Genomic DNA, 19,834 nt, shown 5'->3' on the forward strand with positions numbered 1-19,834 from the left:
TTTTTGTTGAAAACATCAACAGCTGTATAAGAAATGGACAGATTATAGTGAAAAATCAAAAAAGTGTTGCTAAATAAATCAAAATAATTTTATAATAAATAATGTGAAAGCGCTTAATTTATAATATGTTTAAAAATGCAACATATAAGAAAGGGAGGATCATTTGAACATTCAAGGGATTATACCAGCTATTTTGACACCGCTTACTGAGGAAGAACATTTTCATCCCGAAGTGGCAACGCAATTAGTGAATCATTTGATCGAGTCAGGTGTACACGGCATCTTTGCTTTAGGCACAAATGGAGAGTTTCACTTGTTTTCAGAGGAAGAAAAGCTTCAAATTGCTGAAACTGTCGTGAAGGCTGTTGGCAGACGAGTGCCGGTATTCATTGGAGCAGGTGAGAATAGTACGGAGGCAACCATCAGACTGTCAAACAAACTGGCAGATCGAGGGGTAGATGTTCTGTCTATCATTACACCTTACTTTGTTGCACCAACCCAAGAAGAGCTGTATGAGCACTTTCGCCACATATCTGAGAATGTGAATATTCCGATTCTGCTTTATAACATTCCATCGAGAACAGGCGTATCTCTAGCACCAGAGACGGTTGCGCGGCTCAGTGCACTGCCGAATGTGCTAGGCATTAAAGATAGCAGTGGAAACATTGAAAACATTAAGGCATATCTGGATGTCACAAAAGATGAAGATTTTGTTGTCCTTGCAGGTACGGACTCACTCATTTTAGATACCTTGAAACTCGGCGGAGCAGGGGCGGTCGCAGCAACTGCAAATGTACTGCCTGAAACTGTCGTTGGACTCTATGAATCTTTTCAAAATGGAAAGCTTGACGAAAGTGAGCACTTCCAGAAGCAGCTGCAGCCATTAAGAGCAACATTCGGTTTAGGGACATTACCAGCACCTTTGAAAAAGGCAGCAGAGCTTTATGGAATTCCGGTTGGCCCGCCCAGAAGCCCTGTAAAAAAGCTGTCAGGTGAGGCATTGGAAGCTGTGGCACAAATGGTTGAAGACTATCGCAAACAAGGAAAAGCGGCAAAGGAGTAGTGAAGAGATGACGATCACGCATTATCACTTTCAGACGGCATCACACATTGTATCTGGCGCAGGTTCTTTAGACCTTCTTGGGGAGAAATTAGATAGTTTAGGGCTTAGCGGACTCACATCCATTTTTATATTAACACAGCCATCTATCGTATCACTTGGTTATGCAGATCACATCAAAAGAGAACTTGCGAAAAAGGGGATAGCAAGTGAGATAAGTACAGAAATCAAACCTGAACCAACAGAAGAAAATATCGAGGGCGTATTCCACACCTTTTTAAAAGGAGAGCATGACGCCATTATTGGCATTGGTGGCGGGAGTGTCCTTGATGCTGCAAAAATTCTAGCTGTTCTTAAGACAAACGATCAGCCGATTTCTGCTCTCGTTGGCACAAACCTTGTGGAAAAAAGGGGAGTGCCGACGATTCTAATTCCGACAACCTCTGGTACGGGATCTGAGGTGACACCAAATGCAATTGTGACTTTTCCAGAAAAGGAACTGAAAATTGGAATGGTTAGTCCGCATCTTTTGCCAGACCTTGTCATCTTAGATCCTGCACTTACTCTCAACTTGCCGAAATCTATTACCGCAGCTACAGGTATGGATGCTTTTACGCATGCGCTTGAATCTTATATTTCAAATAAAGCCAATCCATTCAGTGACATGTTTGCCTTGGAATCGATGCGGCTGATTTCAGGAAGTATTCAGGAAGCGTATCATCACGGGGATCATATGAAGGCAAGAGAAAATATGCTTGTTGGTGCTATGTATGGGGGAATGGCGCTTACAAGTGCCGGAACTGCGGCTGTTCACGCCATGGCTTATCCATTAGGGGGGAAATACAAGATTTCTCATGGTGTTGCTAATTCCATGCTGCTTCCGCATGTCACTGCTTTTAATGCAGATCATATCATTGATCGGCTTGAACATGTGGCAAGAGTAATAGGACTAGCGGGAGCTCACACAAAGCAGGAGCTTGCAGATCGTGTGATTCATCAAATTGAAGAATGGACAGCGGATTTACACATACCACAGCAGCTCAAAGCTTTTGGCGTGTCGAAGGAGGATGTACCGGCACTTGCTCAAGCAGCTTCAGAGGTGAAGAGATTAATGGACAACAATCCAAAGCCAATGTCTGTTTCCGAAATTGAACAGGTATACATGAAACTGCTTGACGCTTAATGCTTTATTGGGATGGGACATGAGAAGTTGCTTCACACGGCTTGCACACAAAGGGGGATTTTAAATGAATGTCTTAAGCAGTTCTGTCATCACATTTATTTTGATCGTCATTATTCTCTATATACTATTTACGACTTGGCTGACGATGCGTTTCCGCAGTAAATCCAATTCAGAATTTAACAATGCTGCTAAGTCACTTCCAGCCATTGTCGTCGGTATCTTGCTCATGAGTGAATTCATTGGAACGAAATCCACTGTTGGAACTGCAGAATCTGCCTTTACGCATGGGCTTTCTGCTTCATGGTCTATTGTGACCGTCGCTATCGCCTTTTTTATCTTTTCCTTTTTCTTAGTAGGCAAGTTTTATCGAACAGGACAGTACACCATTTCAGGTATTATCGATCAGAAGTTTGGGAAATCAACGAAGCTAGTTGTTTCTGTTATTATGATTGCTGCATTACTGCTTGTGAATCTAGGAAACTATTTAAGTGGGTCAGCTGCTATTGCATCCATTTTAGGGCTTCCTTTAATGACCTGTGCGATCATTACGGCCGTTGTGAGTACATTTTATTTTACATTCGGAGGAATGAAAGGGGTAGCATGGGTCACGATCCTTCATTCGATCGTGAAGTATGCGGGAATTTTAATTACACTAGGGGTAGCCCTTTATTTAACAAAAGGCTTTGAACCGATGAAACAAACGATGCCAGATCATTTCTTTACATGGGACGGGACAATTGGTTGGGGGACAATTGGAGCTTGGTTTATAGGAAACATGGGCGCCATCTTTGCTACGCAGTTTATTATTCAAGCAATCACCTCGTCGAAAAGTGAGCGTGAGGCAAAGAAATCGACACTTTATGCAGCTCTGCTTTGTTTGCCGCTCGCCGTTGCGATTGGTGTGATCGGTGTAGCTGCACATTATTTGTATCCAGACATTGATCCTATTTATGCCTTCCCTGTCTTTTTACAGCATATGAATCCAATTTTGAGTGCCATTGTGGCAACATCGCTTGTGGCATCCATCTTTGTCGGTGTGTCGACGGTCGCGCTTGCGACGACAACCTTAATTATGGATGATTTTTATGTACCGAAAATGAATCCAACACCAGAGCAGAGAATGAAAATCACGAGGTATGTGGCTGTACTCGTTGGAATTGTGCCTCTTGTCGGAGTGGCACTTGCGCCGGAGCTGCTGTCCCTTTCCTTTTTTACAAGGGCGCTTCGAACATCGATCGCCGTTGTAGCAGCAATGGGCTTTTACTTGCCATACTTTAATTCAAATAGAGGGGCGACCATTGGCCTTGCTGCTTCAGGTGTTACCACGACGGTTTGGTATTTACTCGATAATCCGTTCGGAATCGATAATATGTATATTGCCATTATCATTCCTTTCCTTGTGCTGGTAATCGATCGACTTATCAGTCCGCCTGCTAAAAAGGATCAATCATTGAAAGGAGAATTGTCATGACAAATGAAGAGACTGTGATGAAAATAGATGGAATTTTGCGACAAAATGAACAAGATACAGAGAGAAAAGAAGCCTTTCTGCCAACAGACTGTGTGCAAAATCATGCGGCCAATTTACTTGAGCTGGATAATGGAGATGTATTATGTGTTTGGTTTGGCGGAACGCAGGAGGGAATACCTGATATCTCAATCTATACGTCGAGACTCAAACGGGGAAGTAACAAGTGGACAGAGGCAGTGAAGTTATCTAACGATCCTGCACGCTCTGAACAAAATCCAGTTCTGTTTCAAGAGGAAAATGGCAGACTGTGGCTGCTGTATACCGCGCAGCTAGCTGGGAATCAAGATACCGCCATCGTGAGATACCGGCTATCAGAGGATAGAGGTGAGACATGGGGTGAGATTGATACTTTGTTTGAACAGCCGGGTACGTTTATACGGCAGCCGATTGTTGTACTGGATAATCAAGATTGGCTGCTGCCCGTCTTCTATTGTAAGACCATTCCAGGCGTCAAATGGACAGGGAACCGGGATGTCAGTGCTGTGAAAATTTCATCCGACCAAGGAAAGACATGGGATGAGGTCATTGTACCAAACAGCACGGGCTGTGTTCATATGAATATTGGAAAGTGTGCAGACGGGTCCCTCATAGCCCTCTTTAGAAGCCGGTTTGCTGATTCGATTTATATCAGCCGTTCCGTCGATCATGGACGGACATGGTCTGAGCCAAAGGCGACGGAGCTGCCCAATAATAATTCATCCATTCAATTTACAGTGCTCCAAAATGGGCATTTTGCCCTTGTCTATAATCATATCAATGCGGATGAGCAAACAGAAAGAAGAGCTTCTTTATACGATGAAATTGAGGATGAAGGCGATACGCGCACGGCGGTTGATACAGAAGCACGTCCAGCGTTTTGGGGAACACCGCGTGCACCAATGACTTTGGCGCTCTCTGAGGATAATGGTCATACATGGCCTATCAGACGTAACCTTGAAGTGGGTGATGGATATGCGATGACAAACAATTCAAAGGATAAACTAAATCGAGAGTATTCTTATCCATCCATCACGGAAGGAAAAGACGGGAAGCTGCATATTGCGTTTACGTATTATCGGCAGGCGATCAAATATGTGTGTGTGACAGAAGAATGGGTCAATCGCACTTCTTAACTGCAAGAGGGCCCTGCTTCTGGTGAATTGTAACCCTCATTTGCTTCATTTATAATTGATGTTTGGAGGGTTGTCCCCATTTTCTATCGGCTGGACTCCCTCAAGGTATGTCTCATGATGAAGAGATAAAAAATGGGGGTCCTTTTCATGAATATCAAAGTGTTAGGTGTTGCGCCGTATAAAGGGTTGGGAGATGTGTTAATCGACCTTGCCAAAGAAGAAAAAAATATCACATTCCAGCTTGTAGTCGGAGATCTTAGGTCTGGTGTTGCTCTCGCAGAACAAGCAGAAGCTCAAGGGATGGATATCATTATGAGCCGGGGCGGAACAGCTGCGCTCATTCAAAAACATGTGAACATCCCAGTAGTGGATATCCCTGTGTCAGGGTACGACTTGCTTCGTGCCTTAACGCTGATAAAAGATTATCAAGGTAAAAAAGCGGTCGTGGGTTTTGAAAATATCACTCAAGGTGTCCGCACCATTGGGGAATTATACGGAATTAAAATTGATATTTACACAGTGCAGCAAGAGGAAGAGGTATGGGATCTCTTAAAACAATTACAAGATCAAGGGACACAGGTTGTGCTTGGAGATGTCATTACAGATAAAGCGGCTAAAGAGCTGGGAATGCAGAGTATGCTCATTACATCAGGTCGTGAATCGGTCAAAGAAGCATTTCATCAAGCAAAACAAATGTATCGTTTATATAAAGAGGCGACAGCTGAACAGCGTCTTTTTCGTGAAATGATTGATCAAGAGCCAAAAGGCATGCTGATCGTCGATCCACACAACAAACTTCATTTTATGAATCAACAAATGAAACAATGGACAGAAAAAGGATTATTTGCACCGTCTACTTCTCATGCCGATGTGATTACATGGTGTCCAGCACTTGAACCGGCACTAAAGGCGATTCGAGAAGGGAAACAAAATGGATATTCTCAAATATCTCATCAGCAACAAGTGTGGCATGTCAAAGGAAGCATGCTATCGAAAGGCGAGTTGCTTGTCACGATTGAAAGGCCTTCGGCTGTGATGAATCAAGAAGGTCATCGTATTTGGACGCTTGCGTCGCCTATTCATTCAGAACATCCATTTGCTCTTTTTACAGAACAGAGCCCGAAAATGAAAGATGTGATCAAAAGGGCAAAAGCGTTTAGCCAAACGGAGCGCTCGATTTGCCTGTATGGTGAACAAGGAACTGGTAAATCAAGCCTTGCATTTGCCATCCATCAAATGAGCGAGAGGAAAGATGAGAGCTTTACGACGGTACATTGCAGACGTTTGATAGAACCGGAAGATTTAAAATCAATCCCTCTGCATCAAAAAGGGACGATGTTTCTAAAGGATATTGAGAGCGTTCCAATGGATATACAGCAGCTCATTGCTGAGCAGATGCATCATCATCAGAATATTCGCTGGATGGCTGCGTCTCAAGTGGATTTGTTCAAATTGATGCAATCTGGAGCGTTTTGTGAGGAATTATATACAGGCTTACAGGAGCTCACAATTCATGTCCCTCCGTTATCTGAACGGCCAGAAGATATTGAGGACATGAGCAGGTTATTTATTGCGGAACTAAATTCTCTTTACGGGACGCAGGTGGTTGGGCTGTCAGCAGATGTGATTGAAGCCTTTCAACACCAGAAATTCAGAGAAAATGTCAGGCAGTTCAAGCGGATCATTGAGGAGCTTGTGCTGACGACAAAAAGTGGATATATCACGTTGAATAAGGCAAAGGCAGCAATTGATCAGCTTGCTTTTGAAAATGAAGAAAAACAGCTGTCCAGCTATTTGAATGGAACGCTTGATGAAATTGAAAGACGGATTATCAAAACGGTGCTGGAAGAAGAAAATATGAATCAATCAAAGGCGGCAAAGCGGTTGAATATCAATCGTACGACGCTATGGAGAAAGCTAAAGGAATAATATGTAATGAGGCCGAGGTGTCTAAATGACAAACGATCTATTAAAAAAAGGAGCGAAACTAGAGCAAAAGGTAATCATTGTGGCGGATGATTTGACAGGTGCCAACGATACAGGTGTTCAATTTGTCAAAGCGGGCTTCACAGCCTCTGTCCTGTTTCAGCCGTCATTTGAAGGCATTGACAGGTATAAAGAGGATGTGCTGATAGTGGATACCGATTCACGAAGTATGTCTTCAGAGAACGCCTACCATGAGGTCAGCCAAATGGTGCAGCCATTTCTCCAAGATGAATCGCACCTTTTCTTAAAAAAAATAGATTCAACATTAAGAGGCAATATAGGAATTGAACTGCAAGCACTAATGGATATTGGCCCATTTGATGCGGCGGTTATCGCACCTGCCTACCCAGATGCACAAAGAGCAACCAAAAATGGCATACATTATGTGGAAGGAGTGCCTGTTCATCTGTCAGAGGCAGCAAAGGATCCGAAAACACCAGTTTTGACATCCAGCATACCAGATTTAATTGAGGAGCAGACGAACGTCAGACCAAAAAACCTTTCTCAACAAACAATCGGTGAAGAGCTCAAAGGAATGAATGATGAGGTATCATCCTTATTGAAGCATGGTCACCAATGGTTTGTGTGTGATGCAGAAACAAGTGATGATTTAGGGCGGATTGTGGAAGTGTTTATGAAGATGGATAAAAGAATACTATGGGTCGGTTCAGCGGGACTAGCTGGTGCATTATCGGCATATGTCGCTAAACATAGAAATACTTCTTGCCTTAAAAAACAGAGACCTGTCCTCATCGTATCTGGAAGTGCCTCTCAAAAAACAAATGAGCAGTTTGCTTATTTAAGAGAAACTCACGATTGTTTTGAGATAAAAGTGAACCCGCTGAATGTATTAAACGGCCGTGAAGCATGGGAACGAAAATCAGTTCTCGATCAACTGCGTAAGCGTCAGAACGAAGATATTCTCCTTTACACAGATGCACGGCCAGAGATGGTTGAAAAGATGCTGGTTTACGGAGAAAAGAAAGGGCTGTCAAGACAAGAGGTTGGAAGTGCTTTGTCCGTCTTTCTTGGAATGATCACAAAAGACATTGTCACATTATCAGGAATGAGACGACTTTTCCTAACTGGCGGAGATACAGCGCGGGCGATTTGCCAGGAGCTTGGAGCAGGAGGTATTCGGCTGCTGAAAGAAATTGAACCTGGCATCCCGCTCGGTCAGCTTGTTGATACGAATTTATATGCGGTTACGAAAGCAGGAGCTTACGGTCAAAAAAATTCAGTACTCCACGCGGTAGAAGTGCTGAAAAAGATAGAGGGGGAAGTCGAATGTCAAAACCAATCATTGCTGTAACGATGGGAGATGCGGCTGGTGTTGGTCCTGAAATTATTTTAAAAGCTTTTCAGCAAACGCGTTTACATGAAGAAGCCGTTCTATTTGTGATCGGAGATACCAGTATATTAAATAGGGCAAAAGACTTTGTGAATACAGATGTGGAGATTGTAAGTATCAAAGAACCAGAGGAAGCGGAGCAGGTGAAAGCCGGAGCAGTTCCGTGCTTAGACCTTAAGCTCTTAACGAACGAGATTCCAATTGGGGACATATCAAAAGAAGCAGGAAATGCTGCTTTCCGATATCTTGAAAAAGCCATTAGTCTTGCAAATGACCGTAGAATTGACGGCATTTGCACAGCGCCGCTAAACAAAGAAGCACTTCATAAGGCAGGTCATATGTATCCAGGACATACAGAAATTTTAGCTGACCTGACAGGTACAGAAGATTATGCGATGATGCTGGCGGCCCCTAACTTAAAGGTAGTTCATGTCACCACACATATTGGATTAATGGATGCCATTTTAAAGATTAATCCTGAGCGTGTATACACGACGATTAAGCTGGCACATGATACACTCGTCCGTTCTGGGATCTCTGCTCCTAAAATCGCTGTATGCGGGATTAACCCGCATGCTGGAGAGAATGGGTTGTTTGGGAACGGAGAAGAAGAGGAGAAGATCATCCCAGCGGTTGAACTAGCGCAGGAAGAAGGGATTCAAGTATTTGGGCCGCTGCCTGCTGATACCTTGTTCTTTAGGGCAGTAAGAGGTGACTTTGACATCGTTGTGGCGATGTATCATGATCAAGGGCACGGACCGATTAAGGTGCTTGGTTTAGAGTCGGGTGTAAACATTACAGTTGGGCTGCCGATTATCCGTACAAGTGTCGATCATGGGACGGCATTTGATATCGCAGGAACAGGAAAAGCTGATTCTGCGAGCATGGAAGAAGCTATTAGACAGGCCATCATGCTTTCTGGTACGAGAGAAAATCAATATGAAAAGAAAAAGAGCCTTTAAGAGAGGCTCTTTTTTTCTAGTTCATATACGTTCCGCCATTCATATTGATGGTTTCTCCTGTGATAAAATCCGACTGGTCAGAAGCTAAAAATGTCACAACATTTGCGACTTGTTCTGGTGTCCCAATCGTTTTCAAAGGAATTCTATCTAAAACCGAACGCCGGTATTCATCGCTCCACTGTTTGCTCATGTCTGTTTCAATTGGACCAGGGCAGACAGCATTCACATGAATGTGGTGCTCTGCTAATTCTTTGGCAAGATGCATGGTTAAATAATTGATGCCTGCCTTTGATGCACCGTATGCAGGTGATGCATTGTGATGAGGGGTTTTGCCAGTTGTAGAACTCATATTAATAATCTTTCCGCCTTGTTGTTTGATCATGTCAGGAATGACCGCTTGGCACATGAGGAACGTGCCGGTCAAATTAATATCAATCAATCGTTTCCACTCATCAAGGGATGTCTCGACTGTTGATTTTCGTAAATTGATCCCAGCATTGTTGACCAGCAGATCAATCTGTCCAAAATGTGTTTTCGCTTGCTCCACGAGTGAAGAGGCTGTCTCTGGTAAACTAGCATCACCAGCAACATAAACGGCTCGTTTCTCTTTTTTATTCAGTGAGGAGCAAACCTCTTGCAGCAGCATGTCGTTCGTTCCATTGAGAACGACGCGCGCTCCTTCGCAGGCAAGTGCCTCCGCAATGGCGCGGCCAATTCCTCTGCTTGCACCTGTAATGATTGCTACTTTATTTTGTAAACTCACGTACATCCCACCCCATCTCTCATAATTAAAAGCGCTTTCATTCATTATAAAACGGGATGTTTCATCGTTCAACATATATAAGGGGATTGGGGAATCTTTTAGTTAAGGTGTTTCATAATTAAACAAATACTTCCTTTCAACTTCAGGTTATACTAAAGAGACAAAGCAGTAGAAAAGGGGGCAAACCGTTGAAACTTTATACGAAAACCGGGGATCAGGGCCAAACAGGCTTGATTGGCGGAAGAGCCGATAAAGATGATGTGAGAGTAGAGGCGTATGGTACGTTAGATGAGGCGAATAGCTTTATTGGACTCGCGCATGCAAAATTACGGCAGCATGGCGAATTGTTTCCGGACCTTTTGTCAGAGCTGATCGTTATACAGCATGAGCTGTTTGACTGCGGTGGTGATTTGGCAGCAGTCAAACCACGTAAAGAAGGCAAATTAACAGAAGCCTCTGTGACAGTCCTTGAGGAAAGAATGGATGTCTATGTAGAAGAGGCCGCGCCGCTTACTAAGTTTATTTTACCGGGTGGTCAGGAAGGCGCTGCTCTCTTACATGTGGCGCGGACAGTCGTCAGAAGAGCCGAGAGGCATATTGTGACGCTTGCAAAACAGGAGGAGATTCCCGCCGTTGCGCTCTCATACGTAAACCGTCTATCCGATTATTTATTTGCAGCCGCTCGAATCGTGAATTATCGGCTTGGTGAAGCTGATGTTGAATATGAACGAAGTGCCGATGTGTTTCGTTCTAAATAAGGAAAGCACTCTTCATAGAAGAGTGCTTTTTTATTAGGTTCTGCCGCTTAGTCTGAGCATTGTTACGACTCTAGTCGCAATCAAAGATCAATCTGTGACACGTTTTGCCGGCTTTCTTTTTTGACTATAGTTAAAGCAAGGAGCAAGAAAGGAGGCATGAAGATGAAAATAACAAGTAAAACCATTATCGGTTCAATTTTATTGTTTGTCGGTTTATCCATCTTCTTTGGTGGTTCATTAGGTGGGCTGATCCCGGTTTTGATTGGTGCAGGGCTCATCTATGTAGGTGTTAAAAAATACGAAAAAGGCAGTAAAACCTTAGGTGTCATTCTAGCAGTCATTGGTGTACTGATCGTCGTGCAATTTCTGCCGTTTATACTCGGCATCGCATTTGCAGGGGTACTTCTTTATTTTGGCTGGTCGATGATCAATGGTGAATCTACCGAAAAATCATCAAGCAGAGCCTATATGGAGCCAAACACGGCACCTAATACGGAAGAACCGATTCATACGTCTTTTGATCAAGAATGGGAAGACTTTCTAAAGAAAAAATAAAGGGAGGAATATCAAATGGTATTAAGAAGAGTAAGAGATATGTTTGTTGCAACTGTCAATGAAGGTTTAGATAAATTGGAGAATCCTCGTGTCATGCTGAATCAATACGTTCGTGATATGGAGGATGATGTTGCGAAAGCGAAACATGCCATCATCAAACAGCAAACGATTCAGCAAGGCTTCCTGCGAAAAGCAGAAGAGACGGAAGCATTTGCTGAAAAGCGAAAGAAACAGGCCGAGCTGGCATATCATGCGGGAGAAGAGGGGCTTGCACGAAAAGCGCTCACAGAAATGAAGTATTTTGAAGAAAAGCACAACGAATATCAGGAAGCCTACCAGCAATCTGTGAAACAATTGAAAGAGCTGAAGGAGCAATTGCAGCACTTAGAAACGAAGCTGCGTGATATAAAAGACAAGAAGCAGGCACTGATTGCAAGAGCCAATGCCGCACAGGCAAAGCAGCATATGAATGATTCCATCAATAAAGTAGACAGTGAAAGTGCATATAAAGAGTTTCTTCGAATGGAGAACCGTATTGAAGAAATGGAAACAAAAGCAGGCAGCTATGCACAATTTGCAGATCAAGGGGCATATGCTCATTTAGACTACGCCGATGAGGTTGAAAAAGAATGGCAGAAGCTGAAGCTTGAGAAAAAGCCTGAACAGCAGCAAGCAAACGTATAGAGGTCAAATCGGAAGAAAAGCAGGCTTTTTCTTCCGATATTTGATTTCTTTCTGTTTCGCTTTTCCTTATAATGAAAAGGTCAGAAGATAAAGGGATGGTATAAATGAAGCGATTAATCGGTCTAATTTGTATACTTGTAGGTATCTTTTTAATGATTGGCATGCTTTTCAAAAATGAAAATCTCTTTCATTTAAGTTTTTCCCGTGAAAAACCAGTGACAACAGCTTCAGCGAAAAAAGAGGAGATTGATCAATTAGATATTTCTCTTTCTGGGTTTCGCGTGAAGGTAAAACCTGAAAATCGTTCTGATATCTCGGTGACTGCTGTCAATGGAAAAGGGAAAATGTATGCGGAGCAAACAGGCGGTACGTTCAAAATTCGTGCTGAAAATAAAAGCTTCTTGTTTTTTACTCAATTTGAAAAAGGAGAGCTTTTAGTTAAAATTCCAACAGATTATCATAAAAATGTGAAGATTACGGGTGGAAGCGGCGTCAGTGAGATTGACGGAGAAGGAAAGCTATCCCTTCAAGATGTGATACTCAAATCAACGAGCGGAAACCTTACAGCTGAGAATTTCTCAGCAAAAAATGTAGAAATCAAAGCAACCTCTGGCAGACTGGCAGTGTCGCACATTGATGCGAAGGATAGTGATATTGGGGCAACTTCAGGGCGTGCTGATATTAATGATGTCAAAGGCGAGCTGCAATTGGGCATGACAAGCGGCCGATTGACAGCAAGTTTTGATACAATTGAGTCACCTGTCTCCTTTCATATGACATCAGGGAGCGCGAAATTTAATTTGCCAGATGACGGAGATTTCAACGTTCAGGTGAAAAAAACAAGTGGAAGCATCGATCACTCGTATGACTTTGATCAAGTGGATAGTGAAGGTCGAGGCTTTACAGGTACGCGGGGAAAAGGGACACATGTAGTCGATATTGAAATGACAAGTGGTAACCTCAAGCTGCGGTAATGAATGAAAGAAAGGAAGGAGGCGAGTCAACTGCGTTTTACAAGGAATCAAATTTTAGGCATCATTGTTGTGATATTTGGTATTAATTTATTTCTCAAAATTATTGGGATCGGAGCAGATTTGTTTTGGCCTGTGTTTTTTGCGCTGGCGGGTTATTGGCTGCACTCACGATCCAAACGTTGGCTCGGTTCAGTTTCCTATATTTTTGCCGGCTTTCTCTTCTTAAAATTTCTGCTCAATATTACATTTAGTTTAACAGGTTACCTATTTGCGGCCTTTTTGATTTATGCCGGCTACCGCTTATTGAAAAATAAACCTGTTTTTGATGTCGATAAAAAGGACACATCAGAAGACGGGAAGCCTTCACTGAAAGTCAATCTTGAAAAAAAGAGCGATCAGAAGAAAACAAAAAGCCAGACAAAGCCGCGCAAAGAGCATGACTTTTTTATTGGTGAAGTCAGGCTGATGAAAAAGCCGTTTCAATTAAGTGATTTGACGATTTCAGGTTTTATTGGCGATGTTAAAATCGATTTATCAAAGGCGATCATCGCAGAAGAAGAGAGTACGATCGTGATTAGCGGGCTGATCGGAGATGTGGATATTTACGTACCGCAGGATATTGAAGTATGTGTGAGTGCTTCCGCCGCGATTGGTGATATGAAAATCATAGATGAAAAAAGAAGCGGGTTTGGCAGTAAAGTGTACGTGATGACCAACGATTACGATGAGAGCAAACGAAAAGTGAAAATCTCCATCTCTCTGCTGATCGGAGATGTGGATGTGAGATACTTATGAGGAAATTGCATTTAGGTCTCCAGTGGCAATCTGTTCGTCTTGGCGTCGGTATCTCGCTCGGTGTTGTGACGATGACGACACTGCCGATGTTTTTTTATTATCAGCTTGATCCGATGATCCTGCTTTCTACCCGCTGGTTTGGCATACCGTTTTTTTGTATTTTACTCATCGTTAGTCTTGCGATTGGGATTTCTGCCGGGAGTGTATTTGGCTATCAGCATAAGAAACGCCTCGATCAGCTTGTTGAGTCGATTTTGAAATTTGAAAATGGAAACTTTGCATATAGACTGCCGTCTCTTGGCGACGATGAAATTGGCTTAGCCGCCGATCAATTAAATGAAATGGCGAAGCGGGTCGAAGGGCAAGTAGCCTCTTTGCAAAAGCTTTCAAATGAACGGGCTGAATGGCAGGTTCAAATGAAGAAATCGGTCGTCTCAGAAGAGCGGCAGCGGCTTGCACGAGAGCTCCATGATGCGGTCAGTCAGCAGTTATTTGCGATTTCAATGATGACTTCAGCTATTCTTGAAGGCATGAAGGAAAAGGACGAAAAGATATTAAAGCAAATGCAGCTTGTCGAACGAATGGCTGGCGATGCACAAAATGAGATGCGTGCTCTTCTGCTTCACCTAAGACCGATCACGCTAGAAGGAAAAGACCTGAAAAAAGGCTTAATTGAGCTGCTAAATGAATTCCAAGCAAAGCAGCCGATTGATATTGATTGGGAAATCGAAGATGATGTTCCGTTATCTAAAGGAGTAGAGGACCACCTCTTCCGAATTGTGCAAGAAGCCCTGTCTAATGTATTTAGGCATGCAAAGGCGACAAAGGTAACTGTGCGCCTGCTCATAAGAAACCGGCAAGTGCAGCTAAAGATTATTGATAATGGTATCGGCTTTCAAACAGATCATGTGAAGACAGCCTCCTACGGACTTGAATCGATTCGAGAGAGAACAAGTGAAGTAGGCGGTGTCGCAGAGATTATGTCATTTGAGGGAAAAGGCACACAAATTGATGTGAAGGTCCCCATTTTTGATGAAGGAAAAGGAGAGAACGTTCGATGATTCGAGTGCTTTTAATCGACGATCACGAAATGGTGAGAATGGGTCTTGCGGCCTTTTTAGAGGCGCAGCCTGATATTGAAGTCATTGGTGAAGCGTCAGATGGACAAAAAGGTGTAGAGCTAGCCGTTGAGTTAAAGCCAGATGTGATTTTAATGGATCTTGTCATGGAAGGGATGGATGGCATCGAAGCAACGAAAAGAATTTGTCAGGAAATTGAAGATGCCAAGATTATCGTTCTGACGAGCTTTATTGACGATGATAAAGTCTATCCGGTGATTGAGGCGGGTGCTCTAAGCTATTTATTAAAAACATCCAAGGCAGGAGAAATTGCTGATGCCATCAGATCAGCAAGTATCGGTGAACCAAGACTTGAATCAAAAGTGGCTGGAAAGGTCATGAATAAACTCCGTCATTCATCAAATGGGTCCATCCTTCACGATTCATTAACAGCAAGAGAAATGGAGATCTTGAAGCTGATTGCGGATGGGAAATCGAATAAGGTCATTGCCGAGGAATTATTTATTACAATTAAGACGGTGAAGACCCATATTACCAACATTCTTTCCAAACTTGATGTGGAAGATCGAACGCAAGCGGCTGTGTATGCGCACCGTCATAAGCTGATTCAATAAAAAAACAGCTTTCAGGTGAAAGCTGCTAGAACATGCGTAAAATTAGTCCTTCTGTCCTGTGATCGGACGTTCGGATAGTTGATGGAGCTCAGGAACTGGAAAAGCCTCCTGCTCCTTGGCCGATTTTTCTTCCAGGGTTTTCTTCATTTCGGATAAAAGCTTTACGCTCTCCTTTGCTGCTGCCGCTTTTTTTTCCTGCAAATCAATGATCTGTGAAAGTCCGACGAATAAACCGCCTCCCAACAGAAGGAGCGCAGGGGTTTGTCCATAATAAACCACGATCAAAAATGTGCTTGAAAAGCTGTCGGCTTCAATGAAGAAATCTTCTTTTGATTGCGTGAATACAACGATTAACAGAAGTATCCCTAGAATCAAAAATAGAATGCCGGCCGAAAGTAAAGCTCGTTTCATGATTGACACCCTTTTTTTCTTACCATTTTAACATACTCTATAAAGATTGTGTTGCGCCCTTAGTCCCGAAGTCACGGATTTTCACATTTGCCTTGTAACGAATGTCTGATTCACTAAAAATTTCATCCCAATGCTTCGCTTCTTTTCGAAAGTCCTTCGGATACGCAATACTCGCTTTTTGAGAAAACCCGCAAATATCTGCTTTGATCTCATGCTGTAATTCCCCAATGAAATCTTTTACGTTTTTCTCTAATTGACGCTCCACTGCACCCTCAATCTCTTGAAGATACTTTTCATTAAATGAGTTTTCACGCTCATTCCAATCCTCAGACAACCTTCCTTCAAGCGCCACTGACACATTAAATTGATATTTTCCGCTCGCTGTTTTATTCGTTTCAATGTTGTGTTTCAGTTTAAAAATCTCAAACGAATAGATGCTGTGATCATATTCAAATTCAATCACTCCGCCTTTTCCGTCCCCAGTCAACAGATTGTATGACTGCACGGCTAACGGAGAGATGCTGGTGAGAAATCGTCTGTTCTTAATAATAGAGGCTCCATCGAGTATTAATTTCCCTTGATCCACACCGACTTTCGGAACAGCAAAAGATACGTTGTTTTGCATAGCAGAAGAAATATCTCCTAATGAAACGGGCTTGAACATACGTATGGTCGATTTTGTATTCCCAGAAATATCATATAATGTAGAAGAAGCTGGCTGCCCATCGTCATTGATTTTCAGCAAGTCCCCAGGCTTTTCTGAGGTCATAAAGACGAGGCTTCCTCTCCGCGTTTCATTGTCGCGAATAAATTGATTAATGACGAGGTCGAAATTATTCTCATTGATAAGTTCCTCAGAAAATAAATACACCCTCAGCTGCTGGGCGAAAATCCGGTGACTTTTGAGCGTCGTTGTTCGGAATATTTGATGTACGGAATCACCACTCGTTTCTATAATCTTTGTTGGGTCTTTTACGCTGGATTCTTGTTCAATTTTTTGAGGAACAAGGACTTGCATTGATATTTTAAGCTTATGACCGTGATCTCCTTTATCTAAGCCATAACCAATCGCCATGTTGAGTTCCTCAATATTGGTACTATCCCAGCATCCACTTAATAGAACAAGGGTCATTAATGCAAAAACCGCCTTCTTTTTCATGCCGCTTTCCGCCTCCTTTTAAAAAATACGATGATAAATAAGAGAAACGGGAGAATGCCGAATAAAAGGAAAAATAAATTGTTCACATAGGTTAAATAATCACGCACTGTATCAACATCCTTTGGGAAAACGGCGGCAAAGTAGATGACAATTCCCATCAACGTGAGTACGACTTTTTTGGGTAATTTTGTTAGTTTGGATACCCCCATTGCAGCAAAAAACGTATATCCTACAAAGCTCGTATAAAGCTGAACAAGCCAAACGATAAGCAAAAAAGATTCAATTCGCTCAATAAAAATCCCCTGTATATCGAACGATTGAAATAAAGCAATCGTCGGCCAAGTCAACGTCGCAGTTTCTTTCACAGTGAACGCACCAACGACAAGAATATAGGTGAATATATAAATGATCGCAGGAATCAAAAAGCCGATTGCGCCATAAGCAAAGGTGTGTTTTTGCGTGTTCATATAGACAGGCATAAACAGCATCATTTCAATACCAACAAACGAAATGGCTGATGCATTAAAGGATTTGAAGACAGGGGAGAAGCCCTCGCCTAAAACAGGCCGGAGGTTATCTAACTTAAACTCTTGAACACTGAGTCCGTAAGCAATAAATAAGATAATCAGGGTGACAATGAGGAAAAAAGGGCACAGTCTGGCAAAATCACCAATCCCGCCGACGACAAGATAAAGACCGACCAAAATAAAACTGATCATTGTCACCGCTACAGGAGTGTTTTGAAGCAAAAAGAACTTCACCATTTCCGACATAGCCCGCACTTCATAGCTGGCAACGCCGAGAAAATAAATAATAATGAGCAGGTTAGCAAGGGCACCGATCCACTTGCCAAGCCCCTCGTTCGTATAATCATAGTAAGAGGAGAAGGGGACTTTTTTCATCATAAGGACATTCGCAAAAATAAATACAATGTAAATGCCACTCATGAGTAAGAGCGCAATCCAGCCGTCAGGTGTAGCTGCAGCCTGAGCCATTGCTCTTGGCAGAATCATCATACTTGCACCTAATGTTGTATTGGCAATGATGGCACTTGCCTGATAGCTGGTGATCGACTCTTTATGATTGACCATATCGTTCTCCTTTCTTTTGATTTTTTAAAGGCAATCGAATGATGGAATTGTCTTCGTTTTTATAGCTGAACACAAAATCTGGTGAGAAATAAGGCGTCCCAAAACTTTTTTGCCGTGTTAAATGAGTAAGGAGAACGAGCATGAACAGCACAATCCCATATAAACCAAAGGTAGCTGCTGTAAACATGGACACAAACCGGAGCACGCGGAACGACATGCCCATCCCATATTGCGGGACAGTGAATGATGCGAGGGCAATCACACTGACGATAATCACCATGATCGAGCTCACAATATGAGCCTGAACGGCCGCCTGCCCGATGACAACTCCGCCTACAAGTCCAATCGTTTGACCGAGCGGATTTGGCAGCCTTAAACCTGCTTCCCGCAGCAGTTCAATCGTTATCTCCATGATGAGTGCCTCCACAATAGGCGGAAAGGGGACATTTTCTCTTGTACTTGAGATCGAAATAGCCAGTGTTGTTGGTAAAAGTCCTTGGTGGAAGGACACAAGTGCAATATAAATGGCTGATAAAAATAATGTCAGAAAGATAGAGGTAAACCGCAGCATCCGAATGAGAGAGGCGGCAATCCACCTTTCATAATAATCATCAGGTGATTGCATAATCGTCGCGAGAGAAGCAGGTACAATTAACACAAAAGGAGAATGATCAACAAAAATGGCGACACGTCCATTATTTAAAGCAGAGGCCACTTTATCCGGCCGTTCTGTGTTTTGTATTTGCGGGAAAGGAGAGTACACATTGTCCTCAATCAGTTCCTCAAGAACACCGGAATCTTGTATATCATCAATGGTGACTTGCTTGAGCCGTTTTTTCACTTCTTTTAACACAGACGATTGAGCCATACCATCTATGTACATGATAGTCACTTGGGTGTACTTTTTTTGACCAATCTTCATGTCGACGGTTTTAAGATCTGGGTTTTTCAAGCGCTGTCTTACAAGAGCTAAATTCGTATCTAAATCTTCAATAAAGCCAATTTTCGGTCCTCTCACAACTGTTTCAGAGGTAGCATCCCCTATACTGCGTTTCTTCGTTCCATGCGTTTCTAAAATATACGCATGCTGAAATCCGTTAATCAGAACAACACAATGCCCATCAAAAATCGCATCGACCAATTCCTCAGAGGTTTTCACCGAACGTGTGGTCATCATCGATAAATTGGATTCTAACTTCTCTTTTGTGAGAGACGTATGATCTTGGAGAAGCAGCTTTAAAAAGGTTTGAATCTCCATTTTTTCGTTCATTTCTTTTATGTATAAATAGTAAACAACCTGTCCATTGGACAGCGTTTTTTTCTCATGGACCAAATCGTCCATTTCCTTTAATTGCGGAAGAATGACGGAGAGATTATCGTATAAGTGCTCTTTTAATGGAGTCTGATTCATTCGGATCACCCGCCTCAAATCTTTTTCTTAGCATTACCTGCTTGAAAAAACAATATTCTGTGTTACATTATTTTGTGGTAAAAGAAAGAATGAGGGTTTTGGAGGAAACAAGATGGCACAGATTCGTTTAGCAGGAACAAAAGAGGAGATCGACCGTATTCTACAGTCGTTTGACAAGCATTATGAGGTGACATATACATCAAAGGATTACGGAAAAACGAACCCAAAATACAAATATTCGAAGGATGTTCGCGTTTATATTGAACTAAAATTAAAATAAAGATAAAATTTTAATTGAAAACGCTTAAAGGATTTTCGTTTTTTGTATAGAATAGAGTTGAGTGATGAGAAGCTA

The 19,834-nt window shown here is 42.5% G+C and carries 20 protein-coding genes; 15 read left to right on the forward strand and 5 right to left on the reverse strand.

All coding sequences use genetic code 11. The features are described 5' to 3' along the window. Positions 1-163 precede the first annotated feature (163 nt). From dapA to pdxA, 7 genes are all read left to right on the forward strand, one after another. Complete coding sequence (gene dapA, locus M1D84_RS03590; protein ID WP_332284889.1) at positions 164-1,063, forward strand: 4-hydroxy-tetrahydrodipicolinate synthase; 900 nt, start codon at positions 164-166, stop codon at positions 1,061-1,063. A gap of 7 nt (positions 1,064-1,070) precedes the next feature. Continuing rightward, complete coding sequence (locus tag M1D84_RS03595) at positions 1,071-2,243, forward strand: iron-containing alcohol dehydrogenase (RefSeq protein ID WP_332284888.1); 1,173 nt, start codon at positions 1,071-1,073, stop codon at positions 2,241-2,243. A gap of 64 nt (positions 2,244-2,307) precedes the next feature. After that, complete coding sequence (locus tag M1D84_RS03600) at positions 2,308-3,714, forward strand: sodium:solute symporter family protein (protein WP_024426026.1); 1,407 nt, start codon at positions 2,308-2,310, stop codon at positions 3,712-3,714. After that, the gene (locus M1D84_RS03605; RefSeq protein WP_332284885.1) at positions 3,711-4,886 is read left to right on the forward strand and encodes a sialidase family protein; all 1,176 of its coding nucleotides are present in this window, start codon (positions 3,711-3,713) and stop codon (positions 4,884-4,886) included. Before M1D84_RS03600 ends, M1D84_RS03605 begins: the two co-directional genes overlap by 4 nt. Before the next feature lie 147 nt (positions 4,887-5,033). After that, positions 5,034-6,815, forward strand: a complete 1,782-nt coding sequence (locus M1D84_RS03610; RefSeq protein WP_181950627.1) for a sigma-54-dependent Fis family transcriptional regulator — start codon at positions 5,034-5,036, stop codon at positions 6,813-6,815. Positions 6,816-6,840: 25 nt separating this feature from the next. Next, entirely contained in the window at positions 6,841-8,184 is a 1,344-nt protein-coding gene (locus M1D84_RS03615) for a four-carbon acid sugar kinase family protein (protein WP_133744585.1), read from the forward strand. Beyond that, complete coding sequence (pdxA, locus tag M1D84_RS03620; RefSeq protein ID WP_025094125.1) at positions 8,160-9,185, forward strand: 4-hydroxythreonine-4-phosphate dehydrogenase PdxA; 1,026 nt, start codon at positions 8,160-8,162, stop codon at positions 9,183-9,185. Before M1D84_RS03615 ends, pdxA begins: the two co-directional genes overlap by 25 nt. A gap of 16 nt (positions 9,186-9,201) precedes the next feature. On the opposite strand, the gene M1D84_RS03625 is transcribed toward pdxA, so the two are convergent. Next, on the reverse strand, positions 9,202-9,948 hold the full coding sequence (locus tag M1D84_RS03625) for an SDR family NAD(P)-dependent oxidoreductase (RefSeq protein WP_133744586.1): 747 nt from the start codon (positions 9,946-9,948) through the stop codon (positions 9,202-9,204). 188 nt (positions 9,949-10,136) lie between these two features. Here M1D84_RS03625 and M1D84_RS03630 point away from each other — a divergent pair, with 188 nt between their 5' ends. The 7 genes from M1D84_RS03630 to M1D84_RS03660 all read left to right on the forward strand — a co-directional run bounded on the left by M1D84_RS03630 (position 10,137) and on the right by M1D84_RS03660 (position 15,407). After that, positions 10,137-10,706, forward strand: a complete 570-nt coding sequence (locus M1D84_RS03630) for a cob(I)yrinic acid a,c-diamide adenosyltransferase (RefSeq protein ID WP_111926699.1) — start codon at positions 10,137-10,139, stop codon at positions 10,704-10,706. Between the two features lie 162 nt (positions 10,707-10,868). After that, a complete protein-coding gene (locus M1D84_RS03635; RefSeq protein WP_025094127.1) occupies positions 10,869-11,261 on the forward strand; it encodes a membrane protein in 393 nt (130 codons plus the stop codon). Between the two features lie 15 nt (positions 11,262-11,276). Continuing rightward, on the forward strand, positions 11,277-11,945 hold the full coding sequence (gene liaH, locus M1D84_RS03640; protein ID WP_059375010.1) for a stress responsive protein LiaH: 669 nt from the start codon (positions 11,277-11,279) through the stop codon (positions 11,943-11,945). A 104-nt stretch (positions 11,946-12,049) separates the two neighbouring features. Continuing rightward, positions 12,050-12,919, forward strand: a complete 870-nt coding sequence (gene liaG / locus M1D84_RS03645; protein WP_332284876.1) for a LiaG family protein — start codon at positions 12,050-12,052, stop codon at positions 12,917-12,919. Positions 12,920-12,922: 3 nt separating this feature from the next. Next, positions 12,923-13,714 carry a cell wall-active antibiotics response protein LiaF gene (gene liaF, locus M1D84_RS03650; RefSeq protein ID WP_332284874.1) on the forward strand — a complete coding sequence of 264 codons (792 nt, stop codon included), beginning with the start codon at positions 12,923-12,925 and terminating at the stop codon, positions 13,712-13,714. Next, on the forward strand, positions 13,711-14,775 hold the full coding sequence (gene liaS, locus M1D84_RS03655) for a two-component system sensor histidine kinase LiaS (RefSeq protein WP_024426016.1): 1,065 nt from the start codon (positions 13,711-13,713) through the stop codon (positions 14,773-14,775). The genes liaF and liaS overlap by 4 nt, the downstream gene beginning before the upstream one ends. Then, positions 14,772-15,407, forward strand: a complete 636-nt coding sequence (locus tag M1D84_RS03660) for a response regulator (RefSeq protein ID WP_073207381.1) — start codon at positions 14,772-14,774, stop codon at positions 15,405-15,407. Before liaS ends, M1D84_RS03660 begins: the two co-directional genes overlap by 4 nt. Positions 15,408-15,449: 42 nt before the next feature. On the opposite strand, the gene M1D84_RS03665 is transcribed toward M1D84_RS03660, so the two are convergent. From M1D84_RS03665 to M1D84_RS03680, 4 genes are read right to left on the reverse strand one after another with little or no spacing between them, the layout of a single operon-like run. Then, positions 15,450-15,818: a hypothetical protein gene (locus tag M1D84_RS03665; protein WP_041107739.1), complete on the reverse strand. Its 369-nt coding sequence runs from the start codon at positions 15,816-15,818 to the stop codon at positions 15,450-15,452. A gap of 37 nt (positions 15,819-15,855) precedes the next feature. Next, the gene (locus M1D84_RS03670; RefSeq protein WP_213405036.1) at positions 15,856-16,977 is read right to left on the reverse strand and encodes a Ger(x)C family spore germination protein; all 1,122 of its coding nucleotides are present in this window, start codon (positions 16,975-16,977) and stop codon (positions 15,856-15,858) included. Next, positions 16,974-18,068: a GerAB/ArcD/ProY family transporter gene (locus M1D84_RS03675; RefSeq protein ID WP_024423420.1), complete on the reverse strand. Its 1,095-nt coding sequence runs from the start codon at positions 18,066-18,068 to the stop codon at positions 16,974-16,976. The genes M1D84_RS03670 and M1D84_RS03675 overlap by 4 nt, the downstream gene beginning before the upstream one ends. Next, positions 18,055-19,479, reverse strand: coding sequence for a spore germination protein (locus M1D84_RS03680; protein ID WP_213405037.1), 1,425 nt, complete (start codon positions 19,477-19,479; stop codon positions 18,055-18,057). The genes M1D84_RS03675 and M1D84_RS03680 overlap by 14 nt, the downstream gene beginning before the upstream one ends. 112 nt (positions 19,480-19,591) lie before the next feature. Between M1D84_RS03680 and M1D84_RS03685 the strand changes: the two genes are divergently transcribed. Next, complete coding sequence (locus M1D84_RS03685) at positions 19,592-19,759, forward strand: YvzF family protein (RefSeq protein ID WP_003213147.1); 168 nt, start codon at positions 19,592-19,594, stop codon at positions 19,757-19,759. The last annotated feature ends 75 nt before the right edge of the window (positions 19,760-19,834 follow it).

The organism is Bacillus sp. PK5-006, from assembly GCF_054161415.1.

Bases quoted from the DNA above. Each gene is read 5' to 3' on its own strand.
- M1D84_RS03595 (WP_332284888.1), top strand. From the start codon at position 1,071: ATGACGATCACGCATTATCACTTTCAGACGGCATCACACATTGTATCT.
- M1D84_RS03600 (WP_024426026.1), top strand. From the start codon at position 2,308: ATGAATGTCTTAAGCAGTTCTGTCATCACATTTATTTTGATCGTCATT.
- M1D84_RS03605 (WP_332284885.1), top strand. From the start codon at position 3,711: ATGACAAATGAAGAGACTGTGATGAAAATAGATGGAATTTTGCGACAA.
- M1D84_RS03610 (WP_181950627.1), top strand. From the start codon at position 5,034: ATGAATATCAAAGTGTTAGGTGTTGCGCCGTATAAAGGGTTGGGAGAT.
- M1D84_RS03615 (WP_133744585.1), top strand. From the start codon at position 6,841: ATGACAAACGATCTATTAAAAAAAGGAGCGAAACTAGAGCAAAAGGTA.
- pdxA (WP_025094125.1), top strand. From the start codon at position 8,160: ATGTCAAAACCAATCATTGCTGTAACGATGGGAGATGCGGCTGGTGTT.
- M1D84_RS03635 (WP_025094127.1), top strand. From the start codon at position 10,869: ATGAAAATAACAAGTAAAACCATTATCGGTTCAATTTTATTGTTTGTC.
- liaH (WP_059375010.1), top strand. From the start codon at position 11,277: ATGGTATTAAGAAGAGTAAGAGATATGTTTGTTGCAACTGTCAATGAA.
- liaG (WP_332284876.1), top strand. From the start codon at position 12,050: ATGAAGCGATTAATCGGTCTAATTTGTATACTTGTAGGTATCTTTTTA.
- liaF (WP_332284874.1), top strand. From the start codon at position 12,923: ATGAAAGAAAGGAAGGAGGCGAGTCAACTGCGTTTTACAAGGAATCAA.
- liaS (WP_024426016.1), top strand. From the start codon at position 13,711: ATGAGGAAATTGCATTTAGGTCTCCAGTGGCAATCTGTTCGTCTTGGC.
- M1D84_RS03660 (WP_073207381.1), top strand. From the start codon at position 14,772: ATGATTCGAGTGCTTTTAATCGACGATCACGAAATGGTGAGAATGGGT.
- M1D84_RS03665 (WP_041107739.1), bottom strand. From the start codon at position 15,818: ATGAAACGAGCTTTACTTTCGGCCGGCATTCTATTTTTGATTCTAGGG.
- M1D84_RS03670 (WP_213405036.1), bottom strand. From the start codon at position 16,977: ATGAAAAAGAAGGCGGTTTTTGCATTAATGACCCTTGTTCTATTAAGT.
- M1D84_RS03675 (WP_024423420.1), bottom strand. From the start codon at position 18,068: ATGGTCAATCATAAAGAGTCGATCACCAGCTATCAGGCAAGTGCCATC.
- M1D84_RS03680 (WP_213405037.1), bottom strand. From the start codon at position 19,479: ATGAATCAGACTCCATTAAAAGAGCACTTATACGATAATCTCTCCGTC.
- M1D84_RS03685 (WP_003213147.1), top strand. From the start codon at position 19,592: ATGGCACAGATTCGTTTAGCAGGAACAAAAGAGGAGATCGACCGTATT.